Origin of the sequence: Lactonifactor longoviformis DSM 17459 (assembly GCF_900129135.1) — a bacterium.
In the GTDB taxonomy this organism is placed as follows: Bacteria; Bacillota; Clostridia; order Lachnospirales; family Lachnospiraceae; genus Lactonifactor; species Lactonifactor longoviformis.
In genome coordinates, this window is the sequence record NZ_FQVI01000015.1 from 1 (window position 1) to 19,774 (window position 19,774).

Annotated in this window: 21 protein-coding genes and 1 pseudogene; 15 read left to right on the forward strand and 7 right to left on the reverse strand. The window is 47.4% G+C overall.

From position 1 onward, the window contains the following. A pseudogene (locus tag BUA56_RS23355) lies at positions 1–192 on the reverse strand (IS1182 family transposase); the annotation flags it as partial. A gap of 220 nt (positions 193–412) precedes the next feature. On the opposite strand from BUA56_RS23355, the gene BUA56_RS13695 reads away from it, so the two are divergent. The 7 genes from BUA56_RS13695 (at position 413) to BUA56_RS13725 (ending at position 8,854) form a co-directional block, all read left to right on the forward strand. Further along, entirely contained in the window at positions 413–682 is a 270-nt protein-coding gene (locus BUA56_RS13695) for a DUF1905 domain-containing protein (protein ID WP_072852862.1), read from the forward strand. A gap of 14 nt (positions 683–696) precedes the next feature. After that, a complete protein-coding gene (locus BUA56_RS13700) occupies positions 697–3,336 on the forward strand; it encodes a DEAD/DEAH box helicase family protein (protein WP_072852676.1) in 2,640 nt (879 codons plus the stop codon). 77 nt (positions 3,337–3,413) lie between these two features. After that, positions 3,414–4,088, forward strand: a complete 675-nt coding sequence (locus BUA56_RS13705; protein ID WP_072852678.1) for a response regulator transcription factor — start codon at positions 3,414–3,416, stop codon at positions 4,086–4,088. Positions 4,089–4,243: 155 nt separating this feature from the next. After that, positions 4,244–5,209 (forward strand): HAMP domain-containing sensor histidine kinase, encoded by a 966-nt coding sequence (locus BUA56_RS13710; RefSeq protein ID WP_207650939.1) that lies wholly within the window; start codon positions 4,244–4,246, stop codon positions 5,207–5,209. A 46-nt stretch (positions 5,210–5,255) separates the two neighbouring features. Continuing rightward, the gene (locus tag BUA56_RS13715; protein WP_072852680.1) at positions 5,256–5,930 is read left to right on the forward strand and encodes an ABC transporter ATP-binding protein; all 675 of its coding nucleotides are present in this window, start codon (positions 5,256–5,258) and stop codon (positions 5,928–5,930) included. Beyond that, the gene (locus tag BUA56_RS13720; protein WP_072852682.1) at positions 5,927–8,401 is read left to right on the forward strand and encodes an ABC transporter permease; all 2,475 of its coding nucleotides are present in this window, start codon (positions 5,927–5,929) and stop codon (positions 8,399–8,401) included. The genes BUA56_RS13715 and BUA56_RS13720 overlap by 4 nt, the downstream gene beginning before the upstream one ends. A 111-nt stretch (positions 8,402–8,512) precedes the next feature. After that, on the forward strand, positions 8,513–8,854 hold the full coding sequence (locus BUA56_RS13725; RefSeq protein ID WP_072852684.1) for an MmcQ/YjbR family DNA-binding protein: 342 nt from the start codon (positions 8,513–8,515) through the stop codon (positions 8,852–8,854). Here BUA56_RS13725 and BUA56_RS13730 read toward each other — a convergent pair. Then, positions 8,851–10,590, reverse strand: coding sequence for an Rqc2 family fibronectin-binding protein (locus BUA56_RS13730; RefSeq protein ID WP_072852686.1), 1,740 nt, complete (start codon positions 10,588–10,590; stop codon positions 8,851–8,853). The genes BUA56_RS13725 and BUA56_RS13730 overlap by 4 nt on opposite strands. Before the next feature lie 159 nt (positions 10,591–10,749). Between BUA56_RS13730 and BUA56_RS13735 the strand changes: the two genes are divergently transcribed. From BUA56_RS13735 to BUA56_RS13765, 7 genes are all read left to right on the forward strand, one after another. After that, positions 10,750–11,628, forward strand: a complete 879-nt coding sequence (locus BUA56_RS13735; RefSeq protein WP_072852866.1) for a YicC/YloC family endoribonuclease — start codon at positions 10,750–10,752, stop codon at positions 11,626–11,628. A gap of 15 nt (positions 11,629–11,643) precedes the next feature. Continuing rightward, on the forward strand, positions 11,644–11,916 hold the full coding sequence (locus tag BUA56_RS13740) for a DUF370 domain-containing protein (RefSeq protein ID WP_072852688.1): 273 nt from the start codon (positions 11,644–11,646) through the stop codon (positions 11,914–11,916). Continuing rightward, positions 11,909–12,541, forward strand: a complete 633-nt coding sequence (gene gmk, locus BUA56_RS13745; protein ID WP_072852690.1) for a guanylate kinase — start codon at positions 11,909–11,911, stop codon at positions 12,539–12,541. Before BUA56_RS13740 ends, gmk begins: the two co-directional genes overlap by 8 nt. A 6-nt stretch (positions 12,542–12,547) precedes the next feature. Then, a complete protein-coding gene (gene rpoZ / locus BUA56_RS13750; RefSeq protein WP_072852692.1) occupies positions 12,548–12,805 on the forward strand; it encodes a DNA-directed RNA polymerase subunit omega in 258 nt (85 codons plus the stop codon). Positions 12,806–12,872: 67 nt separating this feature from the next. Next, positions 12,873–14,213 carry a 30S ribosomal protein S12 methylthiotransferase RimO gene (rimO, locus tag BUA56_RS13755; RefSeq protein ID WP_072852694.1) on the forward strand — a complete coding sequence of 447 codons (1,341 nt, stop codon included), beginning with the start codon at positions 12,873–12,875 and terminating at the stop codon, positions 14,211–14,213. Next, positions 14,197–14,736, forward strand: coding sequence for a CDP-diacylglycerol--glycerol-3-phosphate 3-phosphatidyltransferase (gene pgsA, locus BUA56_RS13760; protein WP_072852696.1), 540 nt, complete (start codon positions 14,197–14,199; stop codon positions 14,734–14,736). The genes rimO and pgsA overlap by 17 nt, the downstream gene beginning before the upstream one ends. A gap of 30 nt (positions 14,737–14,766) precedes the next feature. Beyond that, positions 14,767–16,029 carry a competence/damage-inducible protein A gene (locus tag BUA56_RS13765; RefSeq protein ID WP_072852698.1) on the forward strand — a complete coding sequence of 421 codons (1,263 nt, stop codon included), beginning with the start codon at positions 14,767–14,769 and terminating at the stop codon, positions 16,027–16,029. A 61-nt stretch (positions 16,030–16,090) separates the two neighbouring features. Here the strand turns inward: BUA56_RS13765 and BUA56_RS13770 are convergent, their stop codons facing one another. From BUA56_RS13770 to BUA56_RS13780, 3 genes are all read right to left on the reverse strand, one after another. Continuing rightward, a complete protein-coding gene (locus BUA56_RS13770) occupies positions 16,091–16,582 on the reverse strand; it encodes a QueT transporter family protein (RefSeq protein ID WP_072852700.1) in 492 nt (163 codons plus the stop codon). Positions 16,583–16,718: 136 nt separating this feature from the next. Further along, positions 16,719–17,024: a hypothetical protein gene (locus BUA56_RS13775; RefSeq protein WP_072852702.1), complete on the reverse strand. Its 306-nt coding sequence runs from the start codon at positions 17,022–17,024 to the stop codon at positions 16,719–16,721. 14 nt (positions 17,025–17,038) lie between these two features. Continuing rightward, positions 17,039–17,386, reverse strand: a complete 348-nt coding sequence (locus tag BUA56_RS13780) for a hypothetical protein (RefSeq protein WP_072852704.1) — start codon at positions 17,384–17,386, stop codon at positions 17,039–17,041. A 100-nt stretch (positions 17,387–17,486) separates the two neighbouring features. Here BUA56_RS13780 and BUA56_RS23010 point away from each other — a divergent pair, with 100 nt between their 5' ends. Then, on the forward strand, positions 17,487–17,642 hold the full coding sequence (locus BUA56_RS23010; RefSeq protein WP_154261758.1) for a hypothetical protein: 156 nt from the start codon (positions 17,487–17,489) through the stop codon (positions 17,640–17,642). A 35-nt stretch (positions 17,643–17,677) separates the two neighbouring features. Here BUA56_RS23010 and BUA56_RS13785 read toward each other — a convergent pair whose 3' ends face one another. Together BUA56_RS13785 and BUA56_RS13790 are read right to left on the reverse strand one after the other, a co-directional pair. After that, a complete protein-coding gene (locus tag BUA56_RS13785; RefSeq protein ID WP_072852707.1) occupies positions 17,678–17,956 on the reverse strand; it encodes a hypothetical protein in 279 nt (92 codons plus the stop codon). Positions 17,957–18,018: 62 nt separating this feature from the next. Next, entirely contained in the window at positions 18,019–19,710 is a 1,692-nt protein-coding gene (locus tag BUA56_RS13790; RefSeq protein WP_103710780.1) for a S8 family peptidase, read from the reverse strand. Positions 19,711–19,774: the final 64 nt, after the last annotated feature.

Consider the following 19,774-nt stretch of genomic DNA (forward strand, 5'->3'; position numbering starts at 1 on the left):
CATGTTGACAGGATTATATCTGACCCGTCCGGTCTCACGCGCCGGCAGTTTGTCGAGATACTTAGTTAGATCAATTCCCTCCATGAATTTGTCAAAAGTTAAAACAGGGTCACAAATATCAAGAAAATCTGAAATAAACATTGGCAAAGTGCCTTGTTTTGGTATAGAATAAGTTGTGGTATTGTTTTTCATAGCAGATAAATTTTACCACAAAAAGAGGATTTTCAACCACTAAAGTGTATTGAAAATCCTCTTTTTTTATTCGGACTGTTTTTTCACAGCCTCAAAATACGATCGGGGTGTCCCATATGAGGGATGCCCTGTCCCTTTTTGCTATAGCAAAGTTTATTTGACGCCTCTGCCGGGAATAGTATATGATAATGAAAAACAAAACAAAGGAATTATAAGGAAAATGAATGAAAAGACGTATGAATTTGACGCAGTCATCAAAAAGGTCCCTGACATTGACGGTGCTTATATAGAAATCCCTTTTGATGTCAGGGAAGAATTTGGCAAGGGGCGGGTTAAGGTCTGTGCTGCTTTTGATGGTATAGAGTATAACGGCAGTTTGGTCCGGATGAAGACGCCTGGATATATTCTGGGCATGAGGAAGGATATCCGGACGGCACTGGGCAAGCAAGCGGGTGATTTAGTTCATGTGACGCTCAGGGAACGGCAGTAGAGGAGCAGGGAAAAATGAATGTATATGAGGATATTTTAGAATTCAAGGGTACTTGGAGGAAGTACCAGAGGCGGGTTCTTGAATCCGCAGAAATGTATAGGAATGACGGTAAAATTCATGTTGTTGCCCCTCCGGGTTCCGGCAAGACGACACTCGGTATTGAACTGATACGCCGCCTGGGAGAGCCCTGTCTGATTTTATCGCCGGCTATTGTCATACGGGAACAATGGCTGGAACGTGTGAGAGAGGCCTTTTTATGCGGAAGCGGGTACGATAAGGCGATTTTATCCAACCAGATCCAAGCGCCTGGCCTGATCACGTCCATTACATACCAAAGCTTATATAGCGCTGTGTCAAAAGGAAAAGAGGAGGAAGACTCTCTGGATTATGCAGATTTTGATTTGCTTCATACTGTCAGAAACCGGGGAATAAGAACTATCTGTCTCGACGAATGTCATCATCTCAGAAGTGAGTGGTGGAAGGCTTTGGAGGAATTTGTGAGGGAGCTGAAGGATGTCTACATTATAGCCCTGACGGCAACCCCGCCCTATGATTCCACCCCATTGGAGTGGGAAAGGTACAGCCGTCTGTGCGGTCCTATTGATGAAGAGATCCTTGTGCCTGAACTTGTGAGAGAGGGGAGTCTCTGCCCTCACCAGGATTATGTATATTTTAATTATCCCACAAGGGAAGAGCAGAAAACCGTCCGAAGCTTTCGAAAAAGGGTAGATGAAACTATAAAACGGCTGATGTCAGACGAACTGTTTGTAAGCGCCATTTCCGGTCACCGGGGAATCGGTGATTATGCAGCCTGCGCGGATACACTTTTGGAAAATCCTCCGTACCTCTCCTCTCTTCTGATTTTTTTTCAGGAGAAGGGGATTCCGTATTCCCGAAAGTGGCTGAAACTTTTAGGGGTAACACATCTTCCCCGCATGAATCCTAAATGGATGGAAATCCTGCTCCAGGGGTTTTTGTATGAGGATACAGACAGCTATCCCTGTGAGGAGGGATATCGCGAAGAACTGTTAAAGGAGCTGAAGAGGGCTAAGCTGATCGAGAGAAAAAAAGTGGGACTGGTGATGAACCAAGCCATAGAGAAGCTGCTGATTACCAGCAAGGGAAAGCTGAACAGTATACAAGATATCGTAATCTCGGAACACCAGACGCTGGGCAGAGAGCTTAGGCTGCTTATTTTAACTGACTATATCCGAAAAGAATATATACCTGCTCTGGGAAATCCAGGGCAGGCAGCAGACAGTATCGGCGTACTGCCTATTTTTGAAATGCTCCGCAGAAACCTTCCTCAAGAGCTGCGATTAGGTATTCTGTGCGGCAGCATGGTGATTCTTCCTTCGGAAGCGGTTCCCTATCTGAAAGAGCTTGCAGACAGACAGACGGTAGGAAAAGTTACCGTAACCGGAAAAGAGCTTGCAGACAAAGAAGGAACAACTCTTGGATACACAGAAGTTGTCATAGGCGGAAAAAAGCATACGGCGACGCTTTTGGTGACCAAAATTCTGGAAGCCGGATATATGCAGGTGCTGGTCGGAACCAAGTCTTTGTTGGGAGAAGGATGGGATTCCCCCTGCATTAATTCCCTGATACTGGCCAGTTTTGTAGGCTCCTATGTACTGAGCAACCAGATGCGGGGGCGGGCTGTCCGGGTAATGCCCGGCCATCAGGAAAAGACAAGCAATATCTGGCATCTGGTATGCCTGGAGGGTCCGGAGGAATCCCAGGACTATATTGCTCTGAAGCGCAGGATGGAAGGCTTTTTGGGGCTCAACTATACGGAAAATACCATTGAAAATGGAGTCGAACGGCTGACTGCAATCAAGGAACCGTTTACCCCTGAACGCGTGGAGGAAATAAACGAAACCATGAGAAAGATGGCGGAGAACAGAGCGTGCCTGAAAGAAAAGTGGGAAAAAGCGCTGGTTATCTTTGATAAGCCGGAAGTGGCCGATGAATGCAGGATCCCGAAAGAAAAACTTGCCCCCGGTCTTTTGCTTTATAATATCATCGGGGCTCAGCTTCTCTGTCTCTTACTCGAAGTGTGCAACTCCGTATTTTATTTCTACGCCAGAGGGCAGGGCGGAACGTCTCTTCACGCTTTATTCTTTCTTCTGTGTTCTGCCGTCTGTCTCATGGGCCTGATCCGGTACGGAGGGAAGCTGGCCAGGATTTTTACACCCTGCAGGCGTCTTCAGTCTATCGGGAACGGGATACAGAAAGCTTTGATTCAGGGCGGATATATTGTTTCCGAAACAAAAGTAGCGGTACAGGAGCAGGACGGGGTATTATTTTATGCGTGGCTGAAGGGCGGAACCGCCAGGGAAAAGGATATCTTTGCCTCCTGCCTGAGTGAATTTCTCGGAGTTGTGGATAACCAAAGGTATCTGCTGCATGCCGGGCAGCAGAGGAGGCGGGGAGAACAGTGGTTTCCTGTACCCTCTCTGTTTTCCAAATCAAAGGAGGAAGCATCCCTGTTTCACCGCGCGGTAATGCCGAGCATAGGAAATTACAAACTCATCTATACCAGGACACCGGAAGGACGCCGAATTCTGTTGAAAGCCAGGTGCTATTCTTATGCAAACCGCAGTGACCGCATCATTCACAGGGACAAGAAAATTAAGAATGCATTAGAGTAGATAGTACGCAGCAGGAAAAAATTGATAAAAAATTGAGAAAGACCTGGTATAGTTGAAAGAAAGGAGGTGCTGTATAAATGTCTCCCAAACTATTAATCGCAGACGATGAAACAGGCATTGTTGAGATTGTAAGCAGCTATTTTCAGGGGCTGGGGTACCAGACAATTACTGCGGCAGACGGAGAGCAAGTGCTCAGCAAGGTCTCCTGCGATCCGGATCTGATACTTTTGGATATTACTATGCCCGGACTGGACGGTCTGTCCGTATGTGAACGTATCCGGGAATATGTCGCCTGTCCGATACTTTTTCTTACTGCCAGGGTAGAATCTCAGGATAAAATCAAAGGATTTCAGGCCGGAGGGGACGATTATGTGGTTAAACCCTTTGATCTGGAGGAACTGGGGGCCAGAGTGGAGGCGCACCTGCGAAGAGAGCAGCGCAGGCAGTTCTCAGGAAATGTACGCTTTTTTGGAGAGCTTGCCGTTGACTATACAGCCAGAACCGTAACCGTAGGCAGGAAATCTGTGAACTTTTCCCGGCGGGAGTTTGATATTATCGAGCTTCTCTCATCCCATGAAGGCCAGGTATTTGACAGGGAGCGGATGTATGAATGTATATGGGGATATGACGGAGGAGGGAACAGCGATACTATTATGGAACACATACGAAAAATACGCATCAAGCTCTCTGCCTTTGGATTGGAACACTTGATAGGAACCGTCTGGGGGTGCGGATATAAATGGAATACATAAAACGAATGGGACTCAAACAGGCATTTTTCTGGCTTACTTTCTGGTGTCTGCTGGGAGGACTCCTTTTAGGAGGAATTGCTTTTGGCTCCTGTGTTTGTCTTCGTTCCTCACTGTCTGGAACAAGCCTGGAACTTGAAATAGGGCCTGAAACAACGATGCGATTTTTGCCCCCCGCTGCTTCCGGATCCGGGGACGGACTCTCAAGGATTTTGTCCATTCTGCAGTTTGCACTTCCTGCCCTGTTTCTGACCGGGGGGCTGGTGCTGGCAGATATTCTGTTTTACCGGTATAAATTAAAAAAGCCTATAGCTGATTTAACATACGCAGCAGAAAAAGTAATCGCCAATGACCTGGACTTTGTAATGCCTGAAGCCTCAAGAGATGAACTTGGCCAGCTTTGCCGGGCATTTGAAACCATGCAGAAAGAACTGCTAAGGAATAAACGGGATATGTGGAGACAAAACGAGGACAGAAGACATCTGAATGCAGCCTTTTCCCATGAGCTGCGCAATCCCGTAACTGTTTTGAAGGGCTCTCTTACACTGCTCGAGCATGAGCCTCAGAATCCCGAGATCCTCAGGCGCATGGCGGTTTATACCCGCAGAATCGAACAATATGTAGAAGCTATGAGCAGTGTGCAGCGGTTGGAACAGCTGCCTGTCCGGTGCAGGAAGACTTCTGTGGATACCCTTATCGCGGAATTGAAGGAGACGATAAAGCTTCTTTCTGCGGAGCAGCAGTGTGATGTGGAAGGGAAGGGATGGGGCCAGGTATATCTGGATACCGATCTTTTTTCTCATATTGCAGAAAATCTGATTGGAAATGCCGTCCGATTTGCCGAACGCAGGATTCATATTTTCCTGAGTGAATCAAGCTCCCATCTGACGCTGACAGTTACTGATGACGGTCCCGGTTATCCGGAAGAGATTCTAAAAAACGGTCCCTGTCCCTTCCAGAAAGGGACGGAAGGGGACAGGCATTATGGCATGGGACTCTACATCAGCAGAATTTTGTGTGAAAAGATGGAGGGTAAATTATATCTGAAGAATATGGGAACCGGTGCCAGAGCGTCGGCTGTATTTATGAAATCGCCTCATGACCGCAGGTTGAGAGAAAATTGAGATTTGTATCGTACACTCTTCTTTATCAGAAAGGAGAGTGTTTTTTATGGAGATTTGTGTAAACGGCGTATCAAAAATTTACGGAAAAGGAGAGAGCCAGATTATTGCCTTGGATCAGGCGGATATGGTCATAGGGGAAACAGATTTTTTGTCTATTATGGGGCCTTCCGGCAGCGGAAAAAGTACCCTTCTGCATATTATCAGCGGTCTGGACACCCCTACAAGGGGTACCGTAACCTATAATGGCAGAAACATACATAGAGGCAGCGATAAAGAGCTGTCTGCTCTCCGCCGCCAAAAAGTGGGGTTCGTATTTCAGCAGTTCCATCTGCTTCCGGTTCTGACCGTCCGGGAGAATATCTTGATGCCGCTGCTTTTAGACCGGCGGAAGCCGGATGAGGAATATTTATCTTTTCTAATGGAGATTCTTGGATTAAAAAACCGGCTGGACCATCTGCCGGGACAGCTCTCAGGGGGACAGAAACAGCGGGCTGCCATTGCCAGAGCCCTGAGTGCGAAGCCGGAAATTATCTTTGCAGATGAACCCACAGGCAATCTGGACTCCCGGAACGGGAAGGAAGTCATGGAACTTTTGCTGGCAATCCACAGAGAGATGAAAAAGGCCCTTGTGATTATTACACACGATCCTCGGATTGCAGAACAGGCTGGGCGGCAGTTTGTTATGGCGGACGGAATCCTGAGGGAGGTGGAGCGGTTATGAGATCCTACACATCCCTGGTATGGAGAGAACTGAAGGTACAGAAGGTTACCTCCTTTCTTATCCTGGCAGCTGTCATTCTGTCCTCCCTCATGACTGCTGTAATCTGCCAGTCCATAGGAATCCTTACTGCTATGCGGCTTCACCAGGCCTCTGTGCTGAACGGGGACAGACATGTAACTTTTCACCAGATTACCCGGGAGGAAAAAGAAAGGCTGTTTGCTGACCGCCGGCTGGAATTTGCCGCAAGCTGGCAGAGTCTCGGAACTGCCAGCTTGGGGAACAGCGGACTGCGTCTGCAGTTAAGAGAGTATCTGGAGGAGGATTTGTCCATTTATCCCCAAATAAAGAGAGTGAAAAAAGGACGTCTGCCGGAAAAACCTCTGGAGATAGCTCTGCCGGAGGATGCACTGCAGCTTTTAGGATTTTCCGGAGAGATCGGAGATACCATCTCCCTGAGGCTTTCTATAACCCTTCTTCATGATGACCAGCTGCCCTGGGAATATACGCAGGATTTTCTTTTGACAGGTATTCTTGAAAACAATTATCTGGGGTACACCAGCGGTGCTGTTTCCGGAATAGCCGGGGAAAGAACCGCAGAAAGGGTACTTCCGGAAAAATACCAGCTGTTCGCTGCGGATCTCCGCCTTCGCAGCCTGGATGACTTTCAGGAACAGATTGAATCTCTTGGGGAGTCCATCCATATGTCCGAAGATGAGATACAGTATAACTGGATCTACCTGAATGCCCTTGGCGTACCTTACGGGGAAGAGACAGAAGAAGCCCAGGGATTCCCATTTTTAATGCTTTCTGCAATCATGGTTGGTGTTCTGGTTCTGCTTGCCAGCGGTCTTGTGATTTATAATATCCTAAAAATCACAGTTACCCGGCGGATGAGCCAGTATGGAGTCCTTCGGGCGATAGGAACAGAGCGTATACAGCTTTACTGGCTTATTACTCTGGAGATCCTGATATTCTGTGCCGTTGGGATTCCGCTGGGAACCGCCGGCGGGATAGCAGCCTCAGGAGAGATTCTGGAAAGCGTGCTGACTATTTTATCCCCTGAGGCATTTCAAACCGGTTCTCCAGAGGAATTGCTTTCTCTGGTACGGCAGTCGGGAGACAATAGTCTGTGGGCAGTGTCAGGCAGCATTCTGATTACCCTGGCGTCCTCATTATTGGCTTCTCTTCCTGCTGCATCTTATGCGGCAAGAGTTTCTCCGGTAACAGCCATAGGGCATACATCTGCAAAGGCAGGAAGGCGGAGAAGAAGAAGGAAGAAGATAAAGCATTTTGAGGCATTTTACGGACGTCTGAATCTGAGACGCAACCCTGCAAGAACCTTTATTACGGTCCTGTCTCTCGCAATGAGTATCGCAGTTTTCGTTGCACTCCAGAGCTTCACACGATTGCTTGACACATCAAGAGAGGTGAGAGATATGCATCCGGGAGATTATTCCGTCACTAATAAAGCCACAGGATTTACTCCCCATGAGGCGTCAAATCTGGCAGCGGACCCTGCTGTTGCATCTTTTCGGGCGACAAAATTCAGCTGTTTCCAGCAGGATGACAATGGGGAGCTTCCTCTGGATGTAAATCTTTCCCTTCAGCCAGGGGAAACCTTCCAGATTACAGGCATAGATACCGGGCGTATCTGGAAGCTTGCCGGGGAATTGTCGGAAGAGAAGAAAACTCAGATACAGGAGGGGACTGCCTGTGTGGTTAAAAATCCGATCCCTGTGTCATTCCAAGGCAGAGAGCTTGCCCGCACACAGATTCAAAAAGGAGATACCATAGAAGTGGAAGGCCATAAACTGGATGTTGCCGCAGTGACTGACGGCTGTGTTACGGTCAATAACGACGGGTTTCAAAATGGCGTACAGGTGATTGTGACAGATAAGCTCTACGATCGTTTAACAGGAAGCAGTCAATATACGGAACTGTATCCGGTTCTGACCTCCAGGGCTGATGAAGCTGCGTTTGAAGAAAGACTAAAGGCATTCTGCGGACAGATCCCCGGGAGTACCTGGCTGTCCTACAGGAACACGGACCGGCAGCTGGAGGAGAGCTTTCAACAGATCCGGCTGCTCAGCTGGGGATTTATAATTTTTATCGGGCTTATCGGCATCTTAAATATAATCAACACTGTTTATACGAATATTCACACCCGCATCACAGAAATCGGTATACAGCGGGCGGTGGGAATGAGCACGGGATCCCTGTACAAGACGTTTCTGTGGGAGGGAGTGTATTACAGCCTCTGGGCTGCCGGTACAGGTTCAGCGGCAGGACTCTTATGTACCTATGTGATTTACAGAGCGGCAGGCGGCTCCTTTTCACTCCGGGAACTCCCTCTGTCTGCTGTTGCTGCGGCATCGGTATTCGCAGCTTTTGTCTGTCTTACTGCCACAGCCATTCCTTTAAGGCAGGCGGCGAAGAGGAGCATTGTGGAAGCTATCGGTACAGGGGAATAAAGGTTTGTCACCTGGCCTTCCCTCGTGATATAATAAAGAACAAGCGGACCCCGGTCTGCTTATGATAATTCCCGGGAACTTGCTAAGTCACCAGCAGAGGAGCATATAGATATGAAAAACAGAAAAGATGTCATTGACTTTTGTCTGAAACTTAAGAATTCTTATGAGGATTATCCCTTTCAGGATCCCAACTGGACCGTGATGCGGCACAAAGAAAACCAGAAGGTATTTGCCTGGATCTTTCAGCGGGAAGGACATATTTGGGTGAATGTTAAATGTGATCCCCAGTGGAGAGAGTTTTGGAGGGAGGCATTTTCCTCCGTAATCCCCGGGTATCATCTGAATAAAATGCACTGGAATTCTATCATATTGGACGGAACGGTCCCGGATAAAGACATTAAAAGAATGGTGCAGGAGAGCTATGATCTCACTGCACCGAAAAAGAGAGCCTAGACTACCTCATGAATCCCGGAGATATCCGGTTCGATCATGAGAGAGTAGTTGGTATAATAGATGACAAAGCCTGGTTTTCCCCCGCCGGGCTTTTTCACATTTTTTTTCTCCGTATAATCAATTTCAACCTTGGGAGCCTGCCTTCCTTTGGAATAATAGGCAGCCAGCCGGCCGGCCTCCTCAAAGGTGCGGTCAGGCAGCTCGTCTCCGTTTGTCTTAACAATGACGTGGGAGCCTGGCTGTCCTTTTGCGTGAAACCACCAGTCATTGCCCACAGCAAATTTAAAGGTCAGCTCCTCATTCTGATAATTATTTTTCCCCACATACATATGATAACCGTCAGAGGAAATATAATGGAGAGGTTTTGCAGTTACTCTTACTTTTTTTCCTGAAGGTCCTTTCCTTTTTATATATCCGTACTGCACAAGCTCTTCCTTAATCTGTACCAAATCCTCTTCTTTTCTGGCAATATCCAGGGCAGTGCTGATAGACTCCAGGTGCTCGATCTCGCTTTGTGTATCCTTCAGCTGCTCTTCCAGCGCCTCAGCCGTCCGTTTCAGCTTATTATACCTGTCAAAATATTTTTTTGCATTCTCCTGGGGCGTCATGGCAGGATCCAGGGGTATGACAATCTCTTCATTGGTGTAGTAATTCAATGCCTGAAAGGAACGGCAGCCCTCTTCCAGATTATATCCGTAAGTATTAAGTAATTCCCCGTAGACCTTATATTTGTCTTTTTTCACAGTATCCTTCTTCTGTCTGGTCTGCAGATCGAATTTTTTCCGGTTCCTCTCCAGCGCAGTCTGAACCACTTTTCTCAAATCTGCCGATTTCTGACGGATCCGGGTGATTACATTTTTTGCCGCATAATAATGCTCCAGCACCTGGGAGATAGAATCGTATTCCTCTGTCCGGAATCCCTCATACTTCATAAGAGGAACCGAGGCATATTCCAGGGGAGCCTCATCCTCGAAAATAATAGTTGGGCAAAAGTTCCCCTGCCGGATATCATCCATCAGCCGTTCAAATGTATGGAACAGGTGGATCTTCTCGGCTTCTGAAAGCGAGCTGACAGAAGCGCCCCCGTCCACAGAGGCCCTGCAGCAGATTTCTTCGCTCATAACAGGACTGATTCCGGTGAGAGAGGTATAGAGAGCTTTGGAGACCGGAAGGGGTTTGCTGTAGACAAAATCGGCAAATTCATCTTCTGAAATATTCAGAGGATTTTTTTTCTCCTGGGTCTCCGGAATAAAATAATTTCTGCCGGGAAGTACCTCTCGTACGGAACTCATGTGAGAGGATACGTGTTTGATGCTGTCAAGGATCTTTTCTGTCTCATCCAGGAAAATAATGTTGCTGTGCTTTCCCATGATTTCCACCGCCAGGGTTTTGTGACAGAGATCCCCCAGTTCGTTGAGGTGCTCAATCTCGATCCGGATGACCCGCTCGAGCCCCGGCTGGGTTACTGCAGTGATTTTTCCGCTTCCAATATGCTTGCGCAGAAGCATACAGAAATTCGGTGCTGTAAGAGGGCTGGGTTTATTGTTCTGGGTCAGATAGATCAGGGGGAGCGAGGCGCTGGCTGAGATGAGAAGCCGGTGCTGTACTCTCTGATTTTTAATTGTAAGAAGAAGTTCGTCTGCTTCCGGCTGGGCAATTTTATTGATCTTCCCTCCTGTAATAGTCTGATTTAACTCATGTACTATATTTGCAATGGTAATTCCGTCGAATGCCATAAAAAATCTCCTTTCCGTTCTGGAGTTATTATAGCAGAAAAAACGTCTGCAGGCAAAATACATTTGAAAAAGGATTTGACTAGGGATTTGTAATGACTTATAATAATTTTGTATGTTTATGCCCGGGAGGCAAATCAGGAACAGAAAAGAGTGGATGAAATGATTAAAAGTATGACGGGCTTCGGCCGTGCCGAGATCGCTGATGAAGAGAGAAAATTCACCGTAGAGATGAAGTCCGTGAACCATAGATACCTGGATATTAACCTTCGGATGCCTAAGAAATTAAGCATTTTTGAGGCATCTATCCGCAATCTCCTGAAAGAATACATTCAGAGGGGAAAAGTTGATGTATTTATCACTTACGAGGACTTTACCCAGAAAAGAGTCAATATAAAGTACAACCGGGAGATCGCTGCTGAGTACCTGGGATATCTCAGAGATATGTGCAGTGAGTTTCAGCTGAAGGATGATATCTGCGTGTCCCATCTTTCGAAATATCCGGAAGTGTTCGTCATGGAGGAGCAGTCCCTGGATGAAAAGGAGCTGTGGAGCTTTCTGGAACAAGGAATTACCCAGGCTGCCTGCCAGTTTGTGGAGGAAAGGAAAAAGGAGGGCGCGCATCTCAAAGAAGACATTATTACCAAATTAGACGGAATGAACGATAAGATTCATCTGGTAGAGCAGCGTGCTCCAGAGATTCTAAAGGAATATCGGGCCAAACTGGAGGAACGCACCAGAGAGCTGCTGGCCGATTCTCAGATTGAGGACAGCCGTATAGCCGCTGAGGTGGTATTATTTGCAGATAAAATCTGCACGGATGAGGAGACGGTCCGCCTGAGAAGCCATGTAAATAATATGAAAAATGTTCTGCAGGAAGGGGACGGCATAGGGAGAAAGCTGGACTTTATCGCCCAGGAGATGAACCGGGAGGCAAACACCATTCTCTCGAAAGCGAATGATTTGGAAACTTCCAATACAGCCATTGATCTAAAAACCGAGATTGAAAAAATCCGGGAACAGATACAGAATATTGAGTAACAGAGAGGGATACCATTGGCAAAGTTAATTAACATTGGATTTGGAAATGTTGTAAATACGGATAAGATAATTGCCGTTGTAAGTCCCGATGCCGCTCCCATTAAGCGTATGGTACAAAACGCCAAGGAGGCCGGCAAAACGGTCGACGCCACCCAGGGAAGGAAGACAAAGTCTGTCATTGTGACAGGGGAAGATATTCTTGTGCTTTCCGCCCTGCAGCCGGAGACGATTACAAAAAGATTTTCCTCTTTCAGAGAGGGAGAGATTAAAGGGGAATATGATGAGTAAAAAAGGAGTACTGGTTGTGGTATCCGGATTCTCCGGAGCCGGCAAGGGCACACTGATGCGGGCCCTGATGAACAGATACATGAATTACGCGCTGTCTGTCTCAGCGACAACAAGAGCCCCCAGGGAGGGAGAAGAAGACGGACGGGAATACTTTTTCAAAACAAGGGAAGAATTTGAACAGCTAATTAAAGAGGATGCCCTGATTGAATATGCGCAGTATGTTGGGAATTATTACGGCACTCCCAAGGACTACGTGGAAAAGCAGCTGGAGGCGGGCAGAGATGTCATCCTGGAGATAGAGATCCAGGGAGCCTTAAAAGTTAAGGAAAAGGTTCCGGACGCCCTTCTTTTATTTGTGGCTCCTCCCAGTGCCGGAGAGCTGAAAAGAAGGCTGGTGGGACGGGGCACAGAAACCTCCGAGGTCATTGCATCCCGGCTGCAGAGAGCTGCCGAGGAGGCAGAGGGCATGGAAAGATATGATTATCTTTTGATCAATGATGAATTGGAGCAGTGCGCAGAGGAAATGCATCAGGTGATTCAGAGTCAGCACCACAAAGTCAGTGAAAATCTTTCCCTGATACAGCAGATTGGGAATGAATTAAAGGTATTTATGAAAGGAGAATGAGGATATATGATACATCCATCTTATTCAGAATTAATGCAGGTAGTAAACAGTGAGCTTGAACCGGATGAGGCACCATTGGTAAACAGCAGGTATTCTATAGTCCTGGCCACCAGCAAAAGAGCCAGACAGATTATCGGCGGGGAAGATCCCCTTGTGAGTTCCCGGGGGAAAAAGCCTTTGTCCATTGCAGTTGAGGAGCTTTATAAAGGGAAAGTTAAGATTGTCTCTGACGACGAGCTGGATAAAAAAGAAAGCGAAGAATAACAAGAAAGGAGTGGCGCGTATCTGGTGGCACTCCTTTTATACATAAAAAGAAAAGGAGACTGATGTAGTGAAAAAAGTTTTATTCATCTCTCTGGGATGCGATAAAAATCTTGTGGATTCCGAGGAGATGCTCGGGCTTTTGGTTGCCCGCGGATATGAAATCACGGATACAGAGGAGGAGGCAGATGTAATAGTCGTTAATACCTGCTGTTTTATCCATGATGCCAAGCAGGAGAGCATTGATACGATTCTGGAGATGGCTGAGTACAGAAACACCGGTAAATGCAGGGCCCTTCTGGTAACCGGATGTCTGGCCCAGCGGTATCAAAAAGAAATAACGGAGGAGATTCCGGAGGTAGACGCCGTTCTGGGAACTACCAGCTATAAAGAGATAGTTACAGCCCTGGACAAAGTATTTGCCGGTGAAAAATACCTGGAGTTTCAGGATATCAACTTCCTGCCCCTGGCGGATACAGACCGTGTAGTCACCACCGGGGGACACTATGAATATCTGAAAATAGCGGAGGGCTGCGACAAACACTGCACGTACTGCATTATTCCGAAATTGAGGGGAAGCTACCGAAGCATACCTATGGAACATCTGATCCGCCAGGCAGAATATCTGGCGGAACAGGGGGTCAAGGAATTGATTCTGGTAGCCCAGGAGACTACTCTCTACGGACTTGACCTTTACAAAGAAAAGTCACTTCATATCCTTCTGAGCCGCCTGTGCAGAATCAAGGGAATTCGATGGATCCGGGTTCAGTACTGTTATCCTGAGGAGATATATCCCGAACTGATTCAGGTCATGAAGGATGAAAAAAAGATATGTCATTATCTGGATCTTCCTATCCAGCACGCCAATGACGCTGTCCTGAAGCGCATGGGCAGGCGTACGACCAGGGAGCAGCTGACGGTCATGGTGAATACGCTTCGGCAGGAGATACCGGATATCGTTCTGCGGACTACTCTGATCACGGGCTTTCCGGGGGAAACCCAGGAGCAGCATGAGGAGCTGATGGGATTTGTGGATGAGATGGAGTTTGACCGGATGGGAGTCTTTCCTTATTCTCCGGAAGAAGACACGCCTGCAGCAGAGATGGAGGGGCAGATTCCGGAAGAGGTAAAAGAAGAGCGCAAGGCCGAGCTTATGGAACTCCAGCAGGAGATTTCTCTGGATAAGGGGGACTCCAGAATTGGGATGGAGCTTGAGGTGATGATAGAAGGAAAGGTGGCTGATGAAAATGCCTACGTGGGCCGTACGTATGCAGACGCACCGGGAATCGACGGATATATTTTTGTGAATACAGAGACAGAATTAATGTCCGGAGACTTTGCTCTGGTTCATGTCACCGGAGCCTTAGAATATGATTTGATAGGAGAATTAGCTGATGAATACACCGAATAAACTGACTTGTCTTCGTGTCATAATGATCCCGTTTTTTGTATTTTTTATGCTGACAGATGCTGCGGGCAGCGCCGGTAAGTGGATCGCGCTGGTTCTGTTTATTGTTGCAAGCCTTACAGATACTTTGGATGGATATCTGGCCAGAAGGGACAATCTGGTCACTAATTTCGGAAAATTTATGGACCCGCTTGCCGATAAATTGCTGGTATGCTCCGCGCTGATCTGTTTTGTGGAGACAGGCAAGCTCCATGCATGGCTGGTGATCATAATCATAAGCCGGGAATTTATTATCAGCGGTTTCCGTCTTATTGCTTCAGACAATGGGATCGTAATTGCCGCAAGCTACTGGGGCAAATTTAAGACAGTATCTCAGATGATAATGACAATCCTGCTAATTGCCGATCTGGGCGGTGTTTTTGACATAGCGGAGACTGTTTTTATCTACCTGGCTTTGATTCTTACCGTTGTGTCACTGGTAGATTACTTATGGAAGAACAGGCAGGTAATCAGCATGCAGGATTAAGGACCTGCAGCTGCTGCGAAAGGAGAATGTATGGTTGTAGAATTAGTCTGTGTAGGTACAGAAATACTTTTAGGAAACATTGTGAATACGAATGCCGCCTATCTGTCGGAAAAATGCGCCAATCTTGGCCTTTCCCTCTATTATCAGACAGTGGTTGGCGACAACGAGGAGCGGATGACCACAGCCATTGCCACGGCCATTGACCGATCGGATATTGTAATACTCTGCGGAGGACTTGGCCCCACAAAGGATGATATGACAAAAGAAATTACAGCCAGGGTAATGGGAAGGGAACTGGTGGAGGATCCGCATACCAGAGAAAGAATTCAGGCATTTATGGATAATTATATAAAGTCCCAGCCCGAAGGCAAAATTACAGCCAACAACTGGAAGCAGGCCCTGATTCCCCAGGGGGCATCCGTCCTGGACAATCATAACGGGACAGCTCCCGGGCTAATCATAGAATCCGGAGGAAAGACTGCTATTCTCCTTCCCGGTCCCCCCAATGAGCTGAAGCCCATGTTTGAGGAAGCCGTATACCCTTATCTTAGGAAAAAACAGCCGGAGATCATTTATTCAGAGATGGTTAAAATCTGTGGAATCGGGGAAAGCAAGGCAGAAACGGATATCAGCGATCTCATTGCTGCCCAGACGAATCCAACTATTGCAACCTATGCCAAAACAGCAGAGGTGCATATCCGGGTAACCGCCAAAGCCTCCAGTGAAAAAGAGGCCAAGCAGCTGATCAAACCAGTAGTCAGAGAACTGAAGCTGCGGTTTGGCAAAAATATATACACTACAGATGAGAATAAAACACTGGAGGAAGCGGTGGTTGAGCTTCTGCGGGCCCAGCATCTTCGTCTTACCACAGTAGAGTCCTGTACCGGGGGCGCTTTATCCGCACGGATCGTCAATGTTCCGGGAGCGTCGGATGTTCTGAAGCAGGGGTTTGTCACTTACTCGAATTCTGCCAAGAAAAAGTTTATTATGGTGAAAAAAAGCACTCTGAAAACCTACGGCGCAGTCAGCAGCAAATGTGCAAAGGAAATGGCTAAGGGAGGCAACTTTACCACAGGATCGGATGTGGCAGTTTCCGTCACCGGCATTGCTGGTCCGGACGGAGGAACTCCCGAAAAACCGGTGGGTACTGTATTTATTGCCTGCTGTCTGAAGGGAGAGACCAAGGTACGGGAATTCCATTTCAACGGCAACCGAAGCAAAATAAGAGAACAATCAGTAGTAAACGCACTTATTTTACTCCGGGACTGCATTCTGGAGAATTTTAAAAAATAACAGAAAATAGCTGTGTTCTGCGGCTTTTCAGCCTGCAGAACACAGCTATTTTTCCCAGAGCTTAGTAGTTTCTGAAAATTACACGCCGCCTCTTTTTTAGTATGCCCAGTAAAATTCCGCCGAGAACCCCGCAGGAGAGGATCTCGCCGATGCCAACCGTCACCATAAAAAAGAGGATGGGCAGATGAATGCCGTATCCATACCTCAGTACAAAGGGTATGATCAATGTATTGGCAGCAATGGGTGGGAGCACCAGCAGGATTCTCTGGCCGAAATGCCGCACCCCGTAGGTGCCCAAAGCTCCCAGCAGGGTTGCCAGACTTCCGAATAGTATATCCGGGAGAATCCCTCCTCCCATAATATTGCCCAGAAGGCAGCCCACGAATAGCCCGGGAATAGCAGCCGGGGTGAACAGGGGCAGAATCGTAAGTGCTTCCGCAAGACGGATCTGTATCTGTCCAAAGCTTATGGGGGCAAAGATCATAGTCAAAGCCACGTACACAGCAGCAATTACAGCAGCCTGTGTGATAAAGGTTATGTTTTTGTTTTTCATAGTGATTCTCCTTTAGTTTTGTTTAACGTGTGGAAGGTCTCGAACACACGATGCTTCAGCGTCTTTCAGTATAGCACCCCATTTCGTGAAATGCAAGAAAAAGGGGCAAAAGTCTGCCCCTCCCTGCCCCTGCATATTAACGCATCATTTTCATAAGCTGCAGCATACGATCTATCTTTGCAACCTCAGCCGGCGGTTTGCCAATCTTCAGCACCTCAATAATGGTATCCATCTCATTTTTTGAGAACTGCATTCCGCTGGATTTGCTTTTGGACGCTGCTGCCATGAGAAATGGCATAATATCATTTTGTCCTTTCTGGCTGCCTTGTTCCGCCAGGGACTGGAGCATCGCCAGTTTGGCCGGATCCATTCCCGAAAGATTTGGATGGTTCATCCAGCTGTTGTTCTGATTATTTTCCTTATTGTTTCCATTATTGTCCATCTTTTATTCCTCCTTTATGTGTTGTTGTTATCCTGGGACAGTTCGAGTATCTGAACCATGACCAGAGTGTTGATAAGGCTGTCGATCCGCTCCTGAGTAGGTCCGTTGCAGAACCGGCGGATATCCTGGAGCATTTCCAGAGGCTCCACCTTTTCATTTTCCACCGCACAGATACTCATTTCTCCCCGCGGTTTGGAAAAAAGGGAAATGGTATTCTGCAGTTCCATCATTTTGGCCATAACGGACAGAAAACGCTGCCCGGAAGGGGGAACATAAGGAAGTGCAGCTTTCATTACTTGTATTTGATCCTGGGAGACCATCTGATCCAGAATCGTCCTGTTGTCTGATCTTTGTTCACTCATAAAAATTCACTTTTTTTAAAGCCTATGTTTTTCATTATTAAGATATGACAGATACTGGGAGATGACATAAGATAAACTATAAAGGAGTAAGGAGTTATCTATGAATACACACAAAACGAAGCTTATTATAGAAGATAACACTCTGTACGAAATCGATCTGGAGTGTGCAAAAAAGAAAAAGAATTCTCCCGAACAGGGAGTGAGAAAGCAGGAGCCTCAGATAAATCAGGGGGTCCGGCGGTATAAAAGAAAATAGCCGGGGAAAACTCCCCGGCTTTTTATTGACTGGTACTAGCAGAAAGAACCGTTTCCGCAGAACAGAAGCAGTAAGATAATCCAGCAGCAGTTGTTGTCGTTTCCGCATCCGCATCCACAGGAATCACCGCCGAAGCCGCCGTTGCCGCAGCAGCAAAGCAGGATCAGGATCCAAATCAGAGAACCACAGGAATTTCCGCCGAAGCCACATCCACAGTCTGAACGTACACCACATCCGCGGTCACCGCATCCGCAACCTCCCTGACAAGTATCTTCGCATCCGCATCCACAGTTTGTAGCAGCTAAATCGCTCATGTTTGTTCCTCCATTATTTTTGTTTGATTACACTTCATCTTATGTGTCAGGGCCTGTATGTGTTACTGAATAGATGAAAAAGATGAAAAGATCTGATAGACGTCCAGGGTTCCGTATCCCCACTCCCGGTTGGGGTAGAGCCTTGAGGGGCTGCGGTTCGCCCCCCGGATCAGCAGTGTTTTTATCTCCTCGCTGTTGAATACCCGCTCCTGGCTGGGGTTGGTGATTCCCCATTCGGCGATTAGAGCCACTGCCCCGGAGGTAATGGCAGAAGCAACTGAGGATCCTGTCATTGTGGTGAAGCCTCCTCCTGCACGGGGACCGAATACATTGACACCGGGGGCAGCAATATCCGGCTTGATATCTCCAAGACGGGTGTATCCTCTGCTGGAATTTAAAAACAGGCTTCCGTCATAGGCATTATAAGTACTGGGAGTAATTACCTGGTCCGAGGCAGAAGGGGTGGTCAAAGTGGTGTCCGGATTAGGCTGAAGAAATATCACGTCAGGATCTGAAAAGCCTGACACGGGCAGCCAGATGTGAAAGTTTCCGGTTCCCTCAGAACTGCAGTATATTCTTAACCTCCATACTCCCGGTGTGGGGTCTGTAAAACGAATAAATATCATTTGTCCCCCGGATATCGTCTGTATTCCTTCATAATTCACAAAGATCTTCGTCCTCTCCAGAACGAAATCAATGGTGTCTGTCAGGCGGATCCGGGCCGGAATTCTGGGAACCACCTCTCCAAGAGGTGTTTCAAATCCCACGGAGTAGGTCTCCAAGGGGGAACCCCACAGTTCCATGGTAAATCCAGAGGTGTTTTCTTTGACCTGGATTTCTGCCTCGTGATAACAGTTGGTATTTGTGGACTGATAATAATGATGCGCCTTTCCAGCCTCATTGCCTGCAGCTACGACGGCATGGGTCCCCCGTTCTTCTGAAATAGAACTCAGCACGGAGTTCAGAGGCGATTCCCCTGAGTGGGAGCCCTGGTTCGTACCAAGACCAATGCATACTACAAGAGCCCTGTTCAGCCGGCCTGCCAGTGACAGGAGATAACGTATGCCCAGAATAATATCCGTGTCCTGATAAAAGGGGCCGGGTCCTGTGGCAAAATAAAATTCCTTCAGATAATCCTTTGCCTCTTTTAACTTTACCATGGCGATGGCTGCTTCCGGAGCCGCACCGATAAAATCTTCCTCCGGTATTGCAGAGCCTGCGGCAACACCGGCCAGAAAGGTACCGTGCCCGTTGGTGTCTTCTGTGGGAACCAGCGCAGAGGGAGTGTCTGAACGCAGGGCTTCATTGAGCTGCTCATTGGTATATTCGGTGCCATAGTACTGACCCTCCGGCGGTGTTCCTGTCTGGATTGTCTGATCCCAGATACCGTAGATCCTGCTGCTCCCGTCACTTCTGCGGAAAACCGGATGGGTGTAGTCGATCCCGGTATCCACAAATCCCATGAGTATACTGCTTCCTTTTAAATTCAGGGTCGGCTGGTTCTGTACTCTTGTGATTCCGGAGGCATCAAGACTGACGGTATCCATAAGAGTCAGGATCTTTGGAGTGAAATTATAGGTAAAGCTGCTCAGATACTCCAAGAATCTGCCGTTTAAGGGATAGTGTATCAGTCCGTAATACCTGTTTAATACCTGTGCACCGTATTCCCTGTAATTTTCCAGAAATCCCTGCCGGTTGGGGATAATGAAATCTCCGTAATTCTGATCCAGTATCATATCTCGTATTTCTGCCAAGAAAATCTCCTTAAATGTTTCCTTGCTTTCATTTTATGTTGCAAAGAATTAAAGTAGGCTAATG